The 17,007-nt window shown below is 34.9% G+C and carries 13 protein-coding genes; 7 read left to right on the forward strand and 6 right to left on the reverse strand.

The genetic code is table 11. The annotated features are described in order from the left end of the window. Positions 1–61: 61 nt before the first annotated feature. A complete protein-coding gene (gene dprA, locus ASF10_RS08750) occupies positions 62–1,162 on the forward strand; it encodes a DNA-processing protein DprA (RefSeq protein ID WP_056247760.1) in 1,101 nt (366 codons plus the stop codon). 76 nt (positions 1,163–1,238) lie between these two features. Here dprA and trpS read toward each other — a convergent pair whose 3' ends face one another. Together trpS and ASF10_RS08760 are read right to left on the reverse strand one after the other, a co-directional pair. Then, positions 1,239–2,213 (reverse strand): tryptophan--tRNA ligase, encoded by a 975-nt coding sequence (gene trpS / locus ASF10_RS08755; RefSeq protein WP_056247762.1) that lies wholly within the window; start codon positions 2,211–2,213, stop codon positions 1,239–1,241. Positions 2,214–2,455: 242 nt separating this feature from the next. Continuing rightward, a complete protein-coding gene (locus ASF10_RS08760; protein WP_056247765.1) occupies positions 2,456–2,830 on the reverse strand; it encodes a GxxExxY protein in 375 nt (124 codons plus the stop codon). Positions 2,831–3,147: 317 nt separating this feature from the next. Here ASF10_RS08760 and ASF10_RS08765 point away from each other — a divergent pair, with 317 nt between their 5' ends. Continuing rightward, complete coding sequence (locus ASF10_RS08765) at positions 3,148–3,900, forward strand: lysophospholipid acyltransferase family protein (RefSeq protein ID WP_056247767.1); 753 nt, start codon at positions 3,148–3,150, stop codon at positions 3,898–3,900. Positions 3,901–4,466: 566 nt separating this feature from the next. Here the strand turns inward: ASF10_RS08765 and recA are convergent. The 4 genes from recA to ASF10_RS08785 all read right to left on the reverse strand — a co-directional run bounded on the left by recA (position 4,467) and on the right by ASF10_RS08785 (position 7,815). Next, positions 4,467–5,474, reverse strand: coding sequence for a recombinase RecA (recA, locus tag ASF10_RS08770; protein WP_056248944.1), 1,008 nt, complete (start codon positions 5,472–5,474; stop codon positions 4,467–4,469). Between the two features lie 183 nt (positions 5,475–5,657). Beyond that, positions 5,658–6,167, reverse strand: coding sequence for an acyl-CoA thioesterase (locus ASF10_RS08775; protein ID WP_056247770.1), 510 nt, complete (start codon positions 6,165–6,167; stop codon positions 5,658–5,660). Between the two features lie 106 nt (positions 6,168–6,273). Further along, on the reverse strand, positions 6,274–6,660 hold the full coding sequence (locus ASF10_RS08780; protein WP_056247773.1) for a DoxX family protein: 387 nt from the start codon (positions 6,658–6,660) through the stop codon (positions 6,274–6,276). 6 nt (positions 6,661–6,666) lie between these two features. Beyond that, on the reverse strand, positions 6,667–7,815 hold the full coding sequence (locus ASF10_RS08785; RefSeq protein ID WP_056247775.1) for an ATP-binding protein: 1,149 nt from the start codon (positions 7,813–7,815) through the stop codon (positions 6,667–6,669). Between the two features lie 425 nt (positions 7,816–8,240). On the opposite strand from ASF10_RS08785, the gene ASF10_RS08790 reads away from it, so the two are divergent. The 5 genes from ASF10_RS08790 (at position 8,241) to ASF10_RS08810 (ending at position 16,963) form a co-directional block, all read left to right on the forward strand. After that, positions 8,241–8,693 carry a hypothetical protein gene (locus ASF10_RS08790; protein WP_056247778.1) on the forward strand — a complete coding sequence of 151 codons (453 nt, stop codon included), beginning with the start codon at positions 8,241–8,243 and terminating at the stop codon, positions 8,691–8,693. Between the two features lie 199 nt (positions 8,694–8,892). After that, on the forward strand, positions 8,893–10,185 hold the full coding sequence (locus ASF10_RS08795) for a hypothetical protein (protein ID WP_056247780.1): 1,293 nt from the start codon (positions 8,893–8,895) through the stop codon (positions 10,183–10,185). A 103-nt stretch (positions 10,186–10,288) separates the two neighbouring features. Further along, complete coding sequence (locus tag ASF10_RS08800) at positions 10,289–10,705, forward strand: hypothetical protein (RefSeq protein ID WP_056247782.1); 417 nt, start codon at positions 10,289–10,291, stop codon at positions 10,703–10,705. 41 nt (positions 10,706–10,746) lie between these two features. Beyond that, positions 10,747–12,153: a gliding motility protein SprC gene (gene sprC, locus ASF10_RS08805; RefSeq protein ID WP_317039041.1), complete on the forward strand. Its 1,407-nt coding sequence runs from the start codon at positions 10,747–10,749 to the stop codon at positions 12,151–12,153. A gap of 1 nt (position 12,154) precedes the next feature. Continuing rightward, positions 12,155–16,963 carry a type IX secretion system membrane protein PorP/SprF gene (locus tag ASF10_RS08810; RefSeq protein ID WP_056247786.1) on the forward strand — a complete coding sequence of 1,603 codons (4,809 nt, stop codon included), beginning with the start codon at positions 12,155–12,157 and terminating at the stop codon, positions 16,961–16,963. Positions 16,964–17,007 lie beyond the last annotated feature (44 nt).

The raw sequence follows: 17,007 nt of genomic DNA on the forward strand, positions 1-17,007 counted from the left end.
ATAAATCCAATATTTGTTTTAGAAATCTATTTTTCGCCGCCATTTAACTCTATTTCAATTCATGTCAGATCAAGATTTATTTTATTTATTAGCCTTATTAAAAGTCGATGGAGTAGGAGATATAATGGCGAAAAAATTACTGACACATTGCGGTAGTGCCGAAGCTATTTTTAATACTAAAATAAATCAAATAGCTGCTATTGATGGAGTTGGAACAGTTTTGTTAAGAAATTTAAAAGATAAAAGTGTTTTCGAAAAGGCGAATCAGGAACTTGAATTTATTAAATCCAACAACATAAAAGTGTCTTTTTTTCTGGACGAAAATTATCCTGATCGGCTTAAGCATTGTATAGATTCTCCGGTTTTAATTTTTTCTTCGGGTAATATAAATTTAAAAGGCAAAAAAGTAATCAGTATTGTTGGAACTCGCCAGATAACCGGCTATGGCACTGAATTTTGCAAGAAGTTAATTGAAGATATTGCACCACTTAATCCCGTAATTGTAAGCGGTTTTGCTTATGGTGTCGATATAGTAGCGCATCAAATAGCAATGGAATATAACTTACAGACTATTGGTGTTCTGGCACATGGATTAAACCAAATCTATCCTAAATCGCACAAAAAATACGTGGCAAAAATAGAGGAAAACGGTGGATTTATTACGGAATTCTGGAGTTCATCAAATCCGGATAAAGAAAATTTTGTACGCAGAAATCGTATTGTCGCCGGAATGACCGAAGCTACAATTGTTATAGAATCAGCAGATAGAGGTGGATCACTTATTACAGCAAATTTAGCAAACGATTACAATCGAGATGTTTTTGCCGTTCCGGGTCGTGTTAGTGATAAGTACAGTCAGGGATGTAATAATTTAATTAAAACTCAAAAAGCAAACGTGTTAACCAGCGCCGCAGATTTAATTTATATCCTCAATTGGGATATCGAAAATAAAGCCAAACCAGTTCAAAAACAGTTGTTTGTAGAGCTTGAACCTGAGGAACAAAAATTGTATGATTTTCTACTTAAAAATGGTAAAGAATTACTGGACACCATCGCTTTAAAATGTGATTTTCCTATTTATAAAATCTCAGGTATGTTGTTGAATATGGAGTTAAAAGGGGTAATTAGACCTTTACCCGGAAAATTGTTTGAAGCTATTTAAAAATATAAATGCCACGAATTACACAAATAGTCACGGATTAATTTCTGTAAATTTGTGTAATTCGTGGCAATTTTTTTTATTTCCCAAACCCAAGTATTTCTCGAACTTTGGCCAAAACACCATCAGCAATAACAGAAGCTTTTGATGCACCTTTTTTTAGTAAAGCATCTACTTCGTCCAGGTTGTTGATATAGTAATTGTATTTTTCTCTTTCGGTTTTAAATTTTTCGGTAATCAATTCAAACAAAGCTTGTTTAGCGTGACCGTAACCGTAATTTCCGCCAAGATAATTTGCTCTCATTTCTGCAATTTGCTCTTCAGTTCCTAGTAAAGAATAGATTGCAAAAGCATTACAAGTATCAGGATTTTTCGGCGCTTCAAGCGGAGTACTATCCGTTTCGATACTCATAACCTGCTTACGCAATGTTTTATCGTCAAGAAAAATATTGATAATATTATTGGCAGATTTACTCATTTTTCCACCGTTTGTTCCGGGAATCAATTTGCTGTCTTCCTGAACTTTAGCTTCCGGAATTACAAATGTTTCTCCCATTTGGTGATTAAAACGAGAAGCCACATCACGAGTAATTTCTAAATGCTGCAGTTGGTCTTTTCCAACCGGCACAAATTCAGCATCATAAAGTAAAATATCTGCCGCCATTAACATCGGATAAGTAAAAAGTCCGGCATTAACATCGTCTAAACGATCGGCTTTATCTTTGAAAGAATGTGCCAAAGTCAAACGTTGAAATGGAAAAAAGCAACTTAAATACCAGGTCAATTCAGCAGTTTGCGTTACATCAGATTGTCTGTAAAAAGTTACTTTTTCAGGATTTAAACCACAAGCAAGCCATGCTGCAGCGGTACTATATGTATTTTCTCTTAATGTTTTTCCGTCTTTAATTTGTGTAATCGAATGTAAATCAGCGATAAACAAGTATGATTCGTTCGCTGGATTATTTGATAACTCAATTGCAGGAATAATTGCTCCCAATAAATTGCCTAAGTGTGGCGTTCCAGTACTCTGAACACCAGTAAGTATTTTTGCCATTCTAGTTTTTTCTTAACCGCAAATTTCGTTTTTTTACCGCAAAGTGCATAAGGTTTTTTATGCAAAGTTTATTTTGAGGTTTTTTTACCGCAAAGTTCGCAAAGTTTTTTTCGCCAATATTGCTATTTTTTGGGATTCTTAATTTTACCACAGAGAAGCACAAAGTTTTTCACAGAGTTTACAAAGTTGTTTTGTGAGGAAGATATTTAATCCTAAGATCACGGAGTATTTAGCCTTAAAATTTAATCATTTATAACCCTTCGTATGCCATTTTTTAAAAGAATTTCATTGAAGTTTATTAGTAGACCTAGTTTGTATTTTCCAAGTCTTAAATATATTAAAGTTTGGGCTAAATGAATTGTAGTTAATGATTCTACACTTTTTATTTCAATTACAAATTTATTTTCTACCAATAAATCAACGCGATAGCCGCAATCTAGTTTTATTTCTTCAAAAATTAGAGGCATAGCTTTTTCTTTTTCTACAGAAAGACCATTTTGTTTAATTTTATAAAATAAACATTCTTTGTATGCATTTTCTAACAATCCTGGTCCTAGTGCTTTGTGTACTTGGATTGCCAAGCCGATTATTATTGTCGATATTTCGTTTTCTGTCATAGATCAAAAATACATTAAATTTAATAATTATTTTCCTATAATATATTAAGTTTTAATATAGAAAAAACACAAAGTTTTCACAGAGAAAAAGAAATTTAGATCGACATAGTTCAATCAAAACCTGTGAACTTAGAAAAAACTTTTTTTTTAAAACTTTGTAAACTTTGTGAACTTTGTGAACTTTGTGAAAAACTTTGTGCTCCTCTGTGTTAAAATAGTATCATTAACATTTTTAAATAAAAGAAAATTTGTGGTAAATAAATAGCAGCTCAAATTCTTTTTGTAAAATTCACTTCTGTTTTCTTACATTTGAAACCATGAAAGGAATTAAAATTGTTTTTTGGGTTTTATGGCGCATTTGGTTTTACATTTTGATGGCCATTCCGATATTGATTATGCTGCCGTTTTTACTGATTTCTATTATCTCGGAAAGCGGATATCCCTATTTCTTTAAAATGGCCCGCATTTGGGCTAAATTTATCCTTTTTGGGATGGGTTTTTATTATAAAGTCGAGAGAGAACAGAAGCTTGTTAAAAATAAGAGTTACATGATTGTTGCCAATCATACTTCGATGACAGATATTATGCTGATGTTGGCGGTGGTTAGAAATCCTTTTGTTTTTGTTGGGAAAAAAGAACTTTCAAAAATTCCTTTATTTGGTTTTTTCTATAAGCGTACTTGTATTTTGGTAGACAGAAATTCTTCTAGAAGCAAAAATGAAGTTTTTAAAAGAGCGCAAGACAGGCTTAATCAAGGACTTAGTATTTGTATTTTCCCAGAAGGCGGAGTTCCGGATGATGAAACTATTTTATTAGATGAGTTTAAAGATGGAGCTTTTCGTTTAGCAATCGAACATCAAATTCCTATTGTACCCATTGTTTTTGCAGATAACAAGGAACGATTCTCTTATACTTTTTTAAGTGGAAGCCCGGGAAAAATGAGAGGAAAAATTCTTCCTTTTGTAGAAACTAAAGGATTAACAAGTGAGAATAGAAAAACGCTTCGGGACGAAGTAAGACAATTGATTTATAAAGGATTACTTCAATTTAAGAAAGAGAAGAGAGAATAGAATAAAGAGAATAGAATATAAAAAACCCGATAACTCATTGAAGTTATCGGGTTTTCTTTTGAATTAAAATCCCCCATTTTATATTCAAAATACTATCGATGAATTATTTTTTCTGAAATAAAACGCAATACTTTTTTAAATTTCAATTTGGTTTTCCTACGGTTTTTACTGTACAACACTTCTATTTTCTCTTTCATGGTTTAAAAATATTAAGGATTGATAATAAAGAGTTTATCTTAAACTCCGTTAACGTCACAATATAATAGAGAGTAGAAATTGAAAAAGGTTGCGTAGGTAATGTAATTTTTTTCAGTAATAATAAAAACCCGCTAACACCAAACAGTTAACGGGTTTTATCGAACAAACAACCAAATTTATTCTGAAAAAAAATTCCGAAGTCGGTATTATGGCCTAATACCTAATCAAATCTTATGTCTGTTTACTAGATGAACTTATTTGAAAATGGTTGCGTCATTTTTATTCTTTTTTTTGAAATAAAAAACCCGACAGGCTTTAAAAGTCTGTCGGGTTTGTGTAAAGTCTTAATAATTAAGTCTTTTGTATTTTTAAGCGTTTGCTAATTCTTTAATATGCGCTTTGATTTTTATTTCTAATTCGTCAGCTAATTCCGGATTATCTTTGATTAAAGATTTTACAGCATCACGACCTTGTCCTAATTTTGTATCTCCGTAGCTAAACCACGATCCTGCTTTTTTAACGATCTCGAATTCAACCGCTAAGTCAAGAATTTCTCCAGTTTTAGAAACTCCTTCTCCGTACATGATATCAAATTCAGCAGTTTTAAAAGGTGGAGCAACTTTATTTTTTACCACTTTTACTTTTGTTCTGTTTCCAATAACATTCTCACCATCTTTAATTTGAGAAGAACGACGAATATCTAAACGTACAGAAGCGTAAAACTTCAAGGCGTTACCACCTGTTGTAGTTTCAGGATTACCAAACATAACTCCAATTTTCTCTCTCAACTGGTTGATGAAGAAAACAGTACAGTTTGTTTTACTAATAGTTCCGGTTAATTTTCTCAAAGCCTGAGACATCAAACGTGCGTGAAGACCCATTTTAGAATCTCCCATTTCACCTTCGATTTCACTTTTTGGAGTCAACGCGGCAACCGAGTCAATTACCACAATATCAATTGCTCCTGAACGAATTAAGTTCTCTGCAATTTCTAATGCCTGCTCTCCGTTGTCTGGTTGAGAAATGATCAGGTTTTCGATATCTACGCCTAATTTTTCAGCATAATTTCTATCAAAAGCGTGCTCAGCATCTATAAATGCAGCAATTCCGCCTGCTTTTTGAGCTTCGGCAATTGCGTGTAACGTTAAGGTTGTTTTACCAGAAGATTCCGGTCCGTAGATTTCAATAATTCTACCTTTTGGATAACCGTTTACTCCAAGGGCTAAATCTACACCAAGAGAACCTGAAGAAATAGTTTCAACTTCTACAATGGCTTTATCGCCCATTTTCATTACGGTACCTTTTCCGTACGTTTTATCTAGTTTGTCAAGCGTAAGTTGTAGCGCTTTTAATTTGGCATCTTTTTCTGAACTCATCTTTTCTTTCTCTTTTTCTTTTTCTTTCATCTAAGTTTTTATATTTTTTCTTTATCAAAAATAAATCGTAAAATAAATAACTTCTTGATTTAGATTTGTATGGGCTTATAATTTTTGTAAAAATACTTCTTTTTTTTGGAGTTTGATTTGACCTGATTGTTCCAAATTGTATCAAATTTGATACTATAAAAACAAAGCCTTTAATTCTGTGGCTTCAGAAGGTTTTATTTTACCGGCCAATAATAAACTCAATTGTTTACGACGCAAAGCAGCATCAAAACGTTGTATTTCAAGTTCAGTTTCAGGTACAATTGCAGGTACTTCAACTGGTCTTCCGGTATCATCAACGGCTACGAAAGTATAAATCGCTTCGTTTGCTTTGGTTCTGTTTCCGGATTCGCGGTCTTCTACCCAAACATCGATAAAAACTTCCATAGAACTTTTAAAAGATCTTGACACTTTTGCTTCAACGGTAACGACACTTCCTAATGAAATGGCTCTGTTAAATGCGACGTGATTCACAGAAGCAGTAACCACAATTCGGCGTGAATGTCTGCGCGCGGCAATACTTGCTGCACGATCCATACGGGCTAATAATTCGCCGCCAAAAAGGTTATTTAAAGGATTCGTTTCGCTCGGTAAAACTAAATCGGTTAATATTGTTAGGGATTCTGAAGGGTGTTTTGGATTCATTTTTTTAATAATAATTTTGTTTTTTTACCCGCAATGCGGGCTGCTTTTTTTGCCACAGATAAATGATTTTTAAATCTTTTTAATTTGTAAAATCAGTGGCATATTTTTAATTCAACCAGTAAACAGCCATAACAGCCGGAATAAAATAAATAACAATGGTTCTCGCACCATCGTAATCTTTGGCTAATCTTTGTCCAAATAGCATCATTAACAAACAGATGCAGGAAAAAATAGCGCCGTAAAAACCAAATTCACGACCACTATTTGTGAGCAATTGTATTGCTCCGACAACGCATAAAATTCCAGAAATTAATTCGAGAATTAAAAGATGTAAAAGCGCAAGCGGTACTTGGTTTTTTAATGGCGTTTTAGCAAAATGTCCTTTTAGCCAATCGACATTATCTTTCCAATAAAATATTTTTTCATATCCCGATTGTAAGAACGTTAAGGCTAAAAATGCTAATAGTAAAATGGAGGCAACATTATTATTCATTTGAAACTATTTTTTATGAATTAAACGAGTAAGTTTTATAGATAAATCTGTCAAAATTATTTTTGCATTTCCATTTCTTTCAATGTGATACATAGCATCAGAAAGTTCCTTGAAAATTTCGTGAATGTTGTTTCCGTTTACAAAAGGCGCGAAATTTTCGAGTTTGAATTTTTCAACTTTTGGTTCGATATAAACCAAAGACGGAGCTTCATAATTTAGTAAAAGTGCCTGACGAAACATTTCGATACAAAACTGAATAAATTTCTTCTGGCTTTCACGTCCAAGAGCTGCAATTTCTTCACTCCAGGATATTAAATCCTGAATGGCGGCAGCATTTCCTTTGGCTCTAAATGCGGCACGAACCCAGTTAACAAACCATTGCTCAAATGGATATTCTGAGTCATCTTCTTTTAAAAGATGTAAGGCTTTACTATAATTTCCTTGTGCCTGATGTGCAATTTTAAAAGCTGATTTCTCGTCGATATTCTCTTTTGAAATTAACGCTTCGGCAATAACTTTTTCCGGTAATCCGTTAAAGTGAATTACCTGACAACGAGAACGTATGGTTTGAATAATGTCTTCTTCATTCTCAGAAATAAGAATAAAAATAGTTTTGTCTGAAGGTTCTTCGAGGAGTTTTAATAATTTATTCGACGCGGCAATATTCATTTTATCTGCCATCCAGATAATCATGATTTTATAACCGCCTTCGTAAGATTTTAAAGCAAGTGATTTTAAAACTTCTGTTGCATCTTCAACACGAATTTCTCCTTGTTTGTTTTGAACGCCCAAAACTTTGTACCAGTCAAATAAACCTCCGTAAGGCATTTCCTGAATAAAAGTGCGCCAATCCTGAATAAAATCTAAACTCTTTGGTTTGGTTTTTACGTCTTCGGTGGTAACTGTTGGATAAATAAAATGTAAATCCGGATGTGAAATGTTTTGAAACTTCAAATTGCAGGAATCATTTCCGTTTGAATTTTCGTTTCCTGTATTGTTACACAAAATATATTGCGCGTAAGCAATTGCCGTTGATAATGTACCACTTCCTTCTGGCCCAATGAATAATTGTGCGTGCGGAATTCGTCCGGAAGCTGCACTTTTTATCAAGTGACTTTTGATGTAATCTTGACCTAAAATTTGAGAAAATTGCATGAAGCAAAGATAGAAGAAAATGATGTAGTCAAAAATTTTAGGTAAAAAGTTTATCACTTACTTTTTTATTTATGCCGCGATAAAAAGTTTTTTTTGGAGTTTATTAACCAACTTTTGTTAATAACAATGATAAATGGAGAGAATATAGGTGTTTTTTGGTGATAAATTTTTTCTAAAATTTACGAAAAGTAAGTTTTTTTTGGTTATTATTTTACGAAATGTGATTTTTTTTATAGTTAATATCTTACGGTTTAAGTTTTAACAAATTTAACAAAAACCTCGTTAAAACGCACATTTTCTCGACATAAGGCTGGTTTTTAAGCTTTTTTTAAGCTTTTTTTTTGAAAAAAGAAATCAATAAAGTTGCAATTTAAGTTAATTTATATATTTTTGTTTTCATCAACAACCATTTATAAAAAGAATCTATGAAAGGGAAAATTATTTTATTAAGTGCAGTTTTTTTCATGACAACCGGAGCAATTTCGGCTCAGGCAAAAAATGCCCCAAGAAGTATTATTAGTACGACAGCTCTTATCCGTAAATACCATGATCAAAAAGAATTGAGTGGTATGCAAAAAGGAGAACTTTTAGAATTATACATTGAGCGTATTAAAGTTTTGGTAAAAACTCTTCCTTATATAGCTTTGGTTACTAAACCTGGTGTTACGATGGCAGACTTAGGTATTCCGGACGATAGTGAACACAAAAAAGTATTAGATGCACAAGCAGTTGGTACTACTACTTTCTTAGATACAACAGTAGAATTTCAAAGAAAAATGATGCCGTATTCTGATAAAGGAAACTTAATCGCTGCGATTTTATTTTACGAAAACACATTGAAATCTTTACATGAGTTCAACGAATTGAACGAAATGTAATAAATAATTATATTTTTTAAAACCTTTTTTAAAGTGTTTACGTAGATCATTTAAATTTTTTGCGTCATTTTGAGAAAAGAGATAAAAAGCAACTCGTTCTCGATGTGTTCTGAAAAATAATCAGAAAACTCGAGATGAGTTTTTTCATTTACGCATACGCATACCCAAATTTATTATTAACAGTAATACCCCCCTTATCATGAAAAAAATTACTCAAATTATTTGCGTTCTTTTGACAGTTACCTCTATGAGTGCTCAACAAGAGAAAGGAATTATGGGCTACAACAATTGGTTGAACAACTGGACCGAATTTAAGCCTAACAAAGTAGAGTATGGAGAAGCAAACCAAATTTTAGCAGGAAACATTTCTGTTAATACTAAATTGCTGAAAAGGAATATTTATGTATTGCAAGGAAATGTTTATGTAACTAATAATGCTGTTTTGACTATTGAGCCAGGAACATTGATTATTGGTGATTTCGAAACAAAAGGTGCCTTGGTAGTTACAAAAGGTGCACAACTTATTGCAGATGGTTTAGAAACTGACCCAATTGTATTTACTTCTAACCGTAGCCAGAAAAAAGCTGGAGACTGGGGTGGAGTTGTAATTCTTGGTGATGCTCCAATAAACAAATTTGGAAATGTTGGTTCTTACAACATGGATCTTGATCCTACTTTGACTACTTATGGTGGTGATAACGCAGCTTCTAATTCTGGAGTTTTAAGATATGTTAGAATCGAATTTGCAGGAAAAAAAGTAAAAGGTGTTGATACTTTCAACGGTTTAACTCTTGCAGGTGTTGGTAACAAAACAGTTCTTGAAAACGTTATGGTAAGCTATGCCGGAGGAGACTCATTTGGTTTATTAGGAGGAGATTTAAATGTTACTAAATTTGTTTCTTACAAATCAATCAATGACGATTATAAATTCTCTCAAGGAGTTCAATGTCGTTTCTACAACTCATTAGCTGTTAGATCTTCATATTTTTCAAGTACTAAAGACGGATCTCGTTGTATGGAAGTAAAATCATACGAAAAGAAAAGTGAAACTGATTTTACTAAAAAACAGACTTTAGTAGTTGCAACTAATATTACAATGCTTAATGACAGTGAAAACATTAAAGCTGATATTCAGGCAGGTTTAGTAAAAGAGGCTGTGTATGTAGCTGAAAATGCTTCTCTTGAAATGAAAAGAAGTGTAATCTCTGGATTTAATCCTGCAGTTTTATTAGACAGCAAAACAGAAATCAATGATGCCAACCTTAAAAAAATCAAATTTGAGGAAATGTATTTCAACTTATGTAACGGAAATATCTTTACAGAATACAATTCTAACAACGAAGATTTAGAAAGCTGGTATGGAAACAGTGTGTTCTTTAACGTATACTCTCAAAGTGACAATAAAGAAACATTTATTGATATTTTCAATGCTAAAAAACCTGATTTCAGACTTCAATTAGGTAAAATCACAGCTTCAAGCGGAAATAGATAAATAGATTCAGATTTTTATTTTAAAGCGTAAATTTTATTAATAAAGTCCCCAGACACAATTTATGTACTCGTCTTAAAACGGACCAAATAAAGATCAAGACATAATGGCTCAATCTAGAAAAAAATATTTTTTATATATAATATTTTTGGTTTCACCTATTACGTTAAGTCTATATGCACAAAGTTCATTAGAAAGACCTACGGCTTCTATTGATGCTATTTGCAGCCTGACTGCGGCTCCAAACCAAAAAAATGATAGTGCTGATACAATAATCGGCAAATTAGATAATTCTAATCAGTTTATAGTAGGGCCATCCATCCCCAAGGATGGCCTTGTTATGGCACTTGAGACGAATAAAGATCAAGACAACTCAAACTGCGAAGAAAAACCTTTTATAGCAGCCTTTTATTCTGTTCTTGCAAAGGACATTATAGAGAACTATAAGTATGATTTTTCGGAAACATTTATTGATATTTTGTTTTTTGAGAATATAGATTTGGCCAGAAAACGCACTATATGATTAAAAAAACTACTCTATCTTTAACTAAATGCTTTCTGTTTTTGAGTATTCTTTTTGTTGTTAATTCAAAAATACAAGCGCAAACTATTGTACCACAAACACTTGATGGTCTGGAGAAGTTATGCGCGGGTAACAATTTCAACGAATTTTATGCAACATTTAGTTATATAGATTTTCCTGCAGGAACTACTTTTGTGATTGAACTTTCAAACAGTCAGGGTAGTTATGCAACTCCTATTGCTACAACGAAACTTCTGGCAACAGATCTTTCTTCTACTTCACAAACTATAAAATTTGCTGTACCAACTACCATAGTTGGTGCAGACACTTATAGTTTTAGGGTTAAGAGTTCTTTGGCAAGTGCTCCAGCGAGTACGAGCTTTAAAAACACTTTGGGTAATACCTCTTTCCCTATATATTTTAAGGACTACGAAGGTTCTTTTTTCATTAATAATAAAAATGATGTTGCGTTGTTATGTGCAGGCGGTAGTCTGACACTTTCTATCAACAACGACACGCCTGATATTGTAAATTCATCGCCAGTAAATTATGCAAAAATTAAGTATAAATGGTACAAAGATGATGTTGCAATTGCGGGACAAAGCTCTAAAGAGTTAATTGTTAATGCTCCAGGAAAATATTATGCCGAGATTGATTATGGTTTATGTTCTGATGTAAACTTTAGTTCAAATCGTGTTACCGTTAGTACTTCTGGTTCTGGCGGATCTGCGGTTTCTATTACTTCCAGTTTAGGAAATCCGTTTTGTGCAAGTGTTGACGGAACTATTTTAACAGCAACTCAGGGTAATCATTATGTATGGAAAAAAGATGGCGCTGCATTTGGTGGCGACACTCGTACAGTTACTGCAAAAGATGCCGGAATTTATACCGTAGCTGTCGATTTTGGAGGTTGTAGTTCTACAGGAACAATTGACCTTAAAAACAACGGTTTTAACGCTAGTATTGACGTAGCAGACGAATTTGAACTTACAGAAGGAAGCACTCAAAATGTTACTGTAACAACAGATGCTGCAAGCCCTACTTTTGAGTGGTATTTAAACGATAATCTTATTGCAGGTGCAACAACAGATACGTATGTAGTTGCAGCTATTGGTACTTATAAAGTAAAAATTTCACAGGTTTCAGGATGTGTGTCTTCTAAAGAATTTATTTTTAAAACTACAGGACCACCAAAACCAACAAGTGTTATACCAAATATAATTAGTTTAACTAGGAGTCCATATTGGAATATCCCAGATGAATACAAGAATGAAAATACCAAGGTTATGATTATAAGTTCGAATGGCGATATGGTTCTTGATGTTAGCAATTATCAAGGAGATTGGCCTCAGACTTCAATAGATTTTAAAAATGTAAATCCAGTATATTACTATGTCATTAAAGGCGACACAGGTGAAAAAAAAGGATCAATAACTGTGATAAGATAATATGAAGAAAATTTTACTATTCATAACTTTATTTTACGGTTTTTCAAATACACTCTATTCACAGACAGCTTCTGAGGATGGAGTTGTTTCGTTTTCGTTACCTATCAGAAATTCTTTAAAGTTTAATAGATATTTAATTAACCCTGCATTTAGTTTTGTTCGCGAAACAAATGCTTATGCAAGTTTTTATAATAAAAGACAATGGGTGCAATTTGAGAATGCACCAAATACTTATTTAGCCAATTATTCTGGACGTTTTAGAGAAAATGAAGCTTTTGCTTTTGGATTATTTCAACAAAATTATGGTCTGATGACTGTTTTTGGCGGAATAGGAAACTTTGCACATAACATCGTTTTAGAACAGGATAGTAATTTAACTTTTGGTTTAAACGTTGGTGTTTATCAAAGTGCTTTAGACAAAGGAAAAATTATATCTGATAATACTTTTATTGTTGAAGGCGATTATCCTTCACACACCTTACTTACTGTAAATCCCGGTATTAATTACGGAACTGCATTTCTTGATTTTGGAGTATCGGTTAACAATCTGATCCTTTACAATTTTGGAGGTGGTATTGTAAAAGAAGATCCGGAAAGAGCAATCGAACTTCATGCAATGTATACAGGATACATTGATAGTTATGGTTTTTTTGACAGAAGTAAATTTTCAGGAATTGTAAAAACAGAAATCAAACAAGACAAAACAGTTATTTCAGGACTTGCCATGGTCGCTATTCCGCAAGGAGTTTGGGCACAGGCAGGATATAATACTTTATATGGAGTTTCAGCCGGACTTGGTGTTAATATAACTCCAAGTATTGCTATTGAATATAACTATGAAAGAGGAATGGGTAATTTCACGAACATGGGAGGTTCTCATGAATTTGCGATTGCTTATAAATTCAAAAACAAAAACTATTACTATGGTGATGACGAAGAAGGTGCATTATTAGATCCGTCTAAGCCAAAAGCCGTAATCGCGAAACCATCGACCGCTACAACAGCAGCGAGAGCTGACGGTGTAGAAAAAGCAAGACTGGCAGCAGAAGCAAAAGCGAAAGCTGATGCCGAAGCAAAAGCAGCAAGACTTGCCGCATCAGAAAAAGTGAAAGCTGATGCCGAAGCCGCTGCAAAAGCAAAATTAGAAGCAGACAATAAAGCGAAAGCAGATGCTGAAGCTATTAAAATAAAATTAGCAGCCGATGCTAAAGCTAAGGCAGATGCCGCAGCTGCAGCAAGAGCACAAACTGCAACTGCAAACAGAGCAGTTGGTACAGAACAAAGAACACAAGCACAATTGGCCGCAGATAAAGCAAGAGCTGATGCTGAAGCCCGTAGAATTAAATTAGCTGCAGATAATAAAGCGAGAGTAGATGCCGCTGCCGCTGCGAGAGCACAAGCGGTTGCCAATAAACCTGGAGCTACTGCTGCACAAAAAACACAAGCACAATTAGCTGCTGATAAAGCAAAAGCTGATGCAGAAGCAATGAAATTGAAATTAGCTGCAGACGCAAAAGCGAAAGCAGATGCTGAGGCTGCTGCAAAAGCAAAAGCTGCTCAAGCTGCAACACCTCAAAAAACACAAGCACAATTAGCTGCTGATAAAGCAAAAGCTGATGCCGAAGCATTGAAATTGAAATTAGCTGCAGACGCAAAAGCGAAAGCCGATGCTGAAGCTGCAAAAGCTAAAGTTGCTGAAAGTGCAACACCTCAAAAAACACAAGCTCAATTAGCAGCCGAAAAAGCGAAAGCTGATGCTGAAGCTGCCGCAAAAGCAAAACTAGCTGCAGATGCAAAAGCAAAAGCTGATGCAGAAGCACTTCAGGCAAAACTAGCTGCTGATGCAAAAGCCAAAGCAGATGCTGCCGAAGTAAAACGTAAAGCAGATGCTAAAGCAAAAGCTGAAGCTGCAGATTTACAATCTATTTTAGCTGCAGATGCAAAAGCAAAAGCAGATTCAGATGCTTATCAGGCAAGATTAGCAGCTGAAGCAAAAATAGCTGCTGCCGCTGCTGCAAATACAAAAGCAAATGTTGATGCTGCGAATAAAGCAAAATTAGCTGCTGCCGCAAAAGTGAAAGCTGCGGAAGAAGCTGCATTAAAAGAAAAATTAGCTGCTGATGCAAAAGCAAAAGCAGATGCTGAAGCAAGAGAAGCAAGAATCGCTGCTGAAGCAAAAGCAAAAGCTGATGCCGAAGCTCTTAAAATAAAATTAGCTGCCGATGCAAAAGCGAAAGCAGATGCTGATGCACTTCAGGCAAAATTAGATGCTGAAGCTAAAGTTAAAGCAGACGCAGATGCGTTACAAGCAAAACTTGCCGCTGATGCAAAAGCGAAAGCAGATGCTGAAGCACAACAAGCGAAATTAGCCGCTGATGCAAAATCTAAAGCAGATGCAGAAGCATTACAAGCAAAATTAGCTGCCGATGCGAAAGCAAAAGCAGATGCTGAAGCACAACAAGCGAAATTAGCCGCTGATGCAAAATCTAAAGCAGATGCAGAAGCATTACAAGCAAAATTAGCCGCTGATGCAAAAGCCAAAGCCGATGCTGATGCACTTCAGGCAAAATTAGCTGCTGATGCAAAAGCAAAAGCTGATGCCGAAGCACAACAAGCAAAATTAGCTGCAGATGCGAAAGCAAAAGCGGATATGGAAGCATTACAAGCACAACTTATGGCTGATGCTAAAGTTAAGGCAGACGCTGAAGCAACTGCAAAAGCAAAAGCTGATGCTGAAGCGAAAAAATTACAAGAAGCAGAAGATGCTCGTTTAGCAAAATTAGCTGCCGATGCAAAAGCGAAAGCAGATGCAGAAGCACAACAAGCTAAATTAGCTGCCGATGCAAAAGCTAAAGCAGATGCAGAAGCACAACAAGCTAAATTAGCTGCTGATGCAAAAGCTAAAGCAGATGCGGCTGCACTTCAGGCAAAATTAGCTGCTGATGCAAAAGCCAAAGCAGACGCTGATGCATTACAAGCGAAATTAGCAGCTGATGCAAAAGCCAAAGCAGACGCTGATGCATTGCAAGCGAAATTAGCAGCTGATGCAAAAGCTAAAGCAGATGCAGAAGCACAACAAGCAAAATTAGCTGCAGATGCAAAAGCGAAAGCAGATGCAGAAGCACAACAAGCAAAATTAGCTGCTGATGCAAAAGCTAAAGCAGACGCTGATGCGTTACAAGCAAAATTAGCAGCAGATGCAAAAGCTAAAGCAGATGCAGAAGCACAACAAGCGAAATTAGCTGCTGATGCAAAAGCTAAAGCAGACGCTGATGCGTTACAAGCGAAATTAGCAGCTGATGCAAAAGCCAAAGCAGACGCTGAAGCATTACAAGCTAAGTTAGCTGCTGACGCAAAAGCAAAAGCAGATGCCCAAGCATTACAAGCAAAACTAGCAGCCGATGCAAAAGCAGACGCTGATGCGTTACAAGCGAAATTAGCAGCCGATGCAAAAGCCAAAGCAGACGCTGAAGCATTACAAGCAAAATTAGCTGCTGATGCAAAAGCCAAAGCAGACGCTGATGCATTACAAGCAAAATTAGCTGCTGATGCAAAAGCTAAAGCTAATGCAGAAGCACAACAAGCGAAATTAGCAGCTGATGCAAAAGCTAAAGCCGATGCTGCTGCAGCACAAGCAAAATTAGCTGCCGATGCAAAAGCTAAAGCAGACGCTGATGCAATTCAGGCAAAATTAGCTGCTGATGCAAAAGCAAAAGCAGATATGGAAGCAGCGCAGGCTAAGTTATTGGCTGATCAAAAAGCTAAAGCAGATGCTGAATCTACAGAAAGATTAAGAGCTGAAGAAGAAACAAGACAATTGAGACTGGCAGAAGAAGCACGTGAAGCAAAATTATTAGCTGATGCAAAAGCGAAGGCAGATGCTGAGGCTCTTCAGGCTAAACTTGCTGCAGATGCACTTGCAAAAGCAGCTTCGGCTCCAAAAGATGATACAGCAAAAGCTATAGAGAGTTTGACAGAATCTATTGAAAGTTCAAGTAAAAATCAAAAAGATTTATTATCACAGTTCAATACAACAGTGGCAAATAAACAAAGAGACTTGAATGACTTAAGAGAAGAGAATGATTTAAGCGAAAAAGGAATTTACAGAGAACCAAAACCTTTTAAAAGTGTTGCGGCAGAAAATAGTCAGTTAGAAGCATTAAAAGCACAACTTGCTGAAGCAAACAGAGCTCAAAAAGATGAAATCGATAAGTTGACTAATTTATATAACGAAAGACTTAAAAAAGTTCCTAATAAAAATGATGCTCTGAACAAAGCTTATCTTGAAAAGATAAATCAGTTGAAAGCAGCACAATTAAAAATGGAACAAGACAGCGCTACTTTACTTTCGAATTTAGAACGTATTAAAGCGGAAACTGAAATAGAGAAAAAACGTAGAATCAAACGTGCAGCTTACGAGAACGATCAAGGAAGATATGCGCAGGACGTTGCTGCTCTTAAACGTATAAAAGAAACAACAAAATTGAGTAGTACACCATTAACCGCAAGTGATTTTGATTTTGGTGAAGACCAGTCGAATATGCAAATTATCAAGAATATTAAAAATTCTGATAATGGTTATTATTTAATTATTGCCGTTCACAGCAGTGTTGAAAAAAGAGATCAATTCTTAACCAAAGCGGTGGCAGCCGGACGTTCAGATGTTAATTTCTTTTACAATGTGACAACAAGTAAATATTATATCTATTACGAGAAATTCGATGGATTATCTGAAGCAACTAAAGCATTAGAAGCAAAAGGTAACAAGCCATATAACGGGAAAATGGCTATCGTAAAAGTTGAGAATTAATACGTATTAAGATTGAGTCGGTCCTTCTTAAGAAATTAAGAAGG

It is taken from the genome of Flavobacterium sp. Leaf82 (assembly GCF_001422725.1).
Classification (GTDB): Bacteria; Bacteroidota; Bacteroidia; order Flavobacteriales; family Flavobacteriaceae; genus Flavobacterium.

What these genes read in the sequence shown, in the direction of transcription:
- dprA (WP_056247760.1), top strand. Translation starts at nt 62, where the DNA reads ATGTCAGATCAAGATTTATTTTATTTATTAGCCTTATTAAAAGTCGAT.
- trpS (WP_056247762.1), bottom strand. Translation starts at nt 2,213, where the DNA reads ATGGCAAAAATACTTACTGGTGTTCAGAGTACTGGAACGCCACACTTA.
- ASF10_RS08760 (WP_056247765.1), bottom strand. Translation starts at nt 2,830, where the DNA reads ATGACAGAAAACGAAATATCGACAATAATAATCGGCTTGGCAATCCAA.
- ASF10_RS08765 (WP_056247767.1), top strand. Translation starts at nt 3,148, where the DNA reads ATGAAAGGAATTAAAATTGTTTTTTGGGTTTTATGGCGCATTTGGTTT.
- recA (WP_056248944.1), bottom strand. Translation starts at nt 5,474, where the DNA reads ATGAGTTCAGAAAAAGATGCCAAATTAAAAGCGCTACAACTTACGCTT.
- ASF10_RS08775 (WP_056247770.1), bottom strand. Translation starts at nt 6,167, where the DNA reads ATGAATCCAAAACACCCTTCAGAATCCCTAACAATATTAACCGATTTA.
- ASF10_RS08780 (WP_056247773.1), bottom strand. Translation starts at nt 6,660, where the DNA reads ATGAATAATAATGTTGCCTCCATTTTACTATTAGCATTTTTAGCCTTA.
- ASF10_RS08785 (WP_056247775.1), bottom strand. Translation starts at nt 7,815, where the DNA reads ATGCAATTTTCTCAAATTTTAGGTCAAGATTACATCAAAAGTCACTTG.
- ASF10_RS08790 (WP_056247778.1), top strand. Translation starts at nt 8,241, where the DNA reads ATGAAAGGGAAAATTATTTTATTAAGTGCAGTTTTTTTCATGACAACC.
- ASF10_RS08795 (WP_056247780.1), top strand. Translation starts at nt 8,893, where the DNA reads ATGAAAAAAATTACTCAAATTATTTGCGTTCTTTTGACAGTTACCTCT.
- ASF10_RS08800 (WP_056247782.1), top strand. Translation starts at nt 10,289, where the DNA reads ATGGCTCAATCTAGAAAAAAATATTTTTTATATATAATATTTTTGGTT.
- ASF10_RS08810 (WP_056247786.1), top strand. Translation starts at nt 12,155, where the DNA reads ATGAAGAAAATTTTACTATTCATAACTTTATTTTACGGTTTTTCAAAT.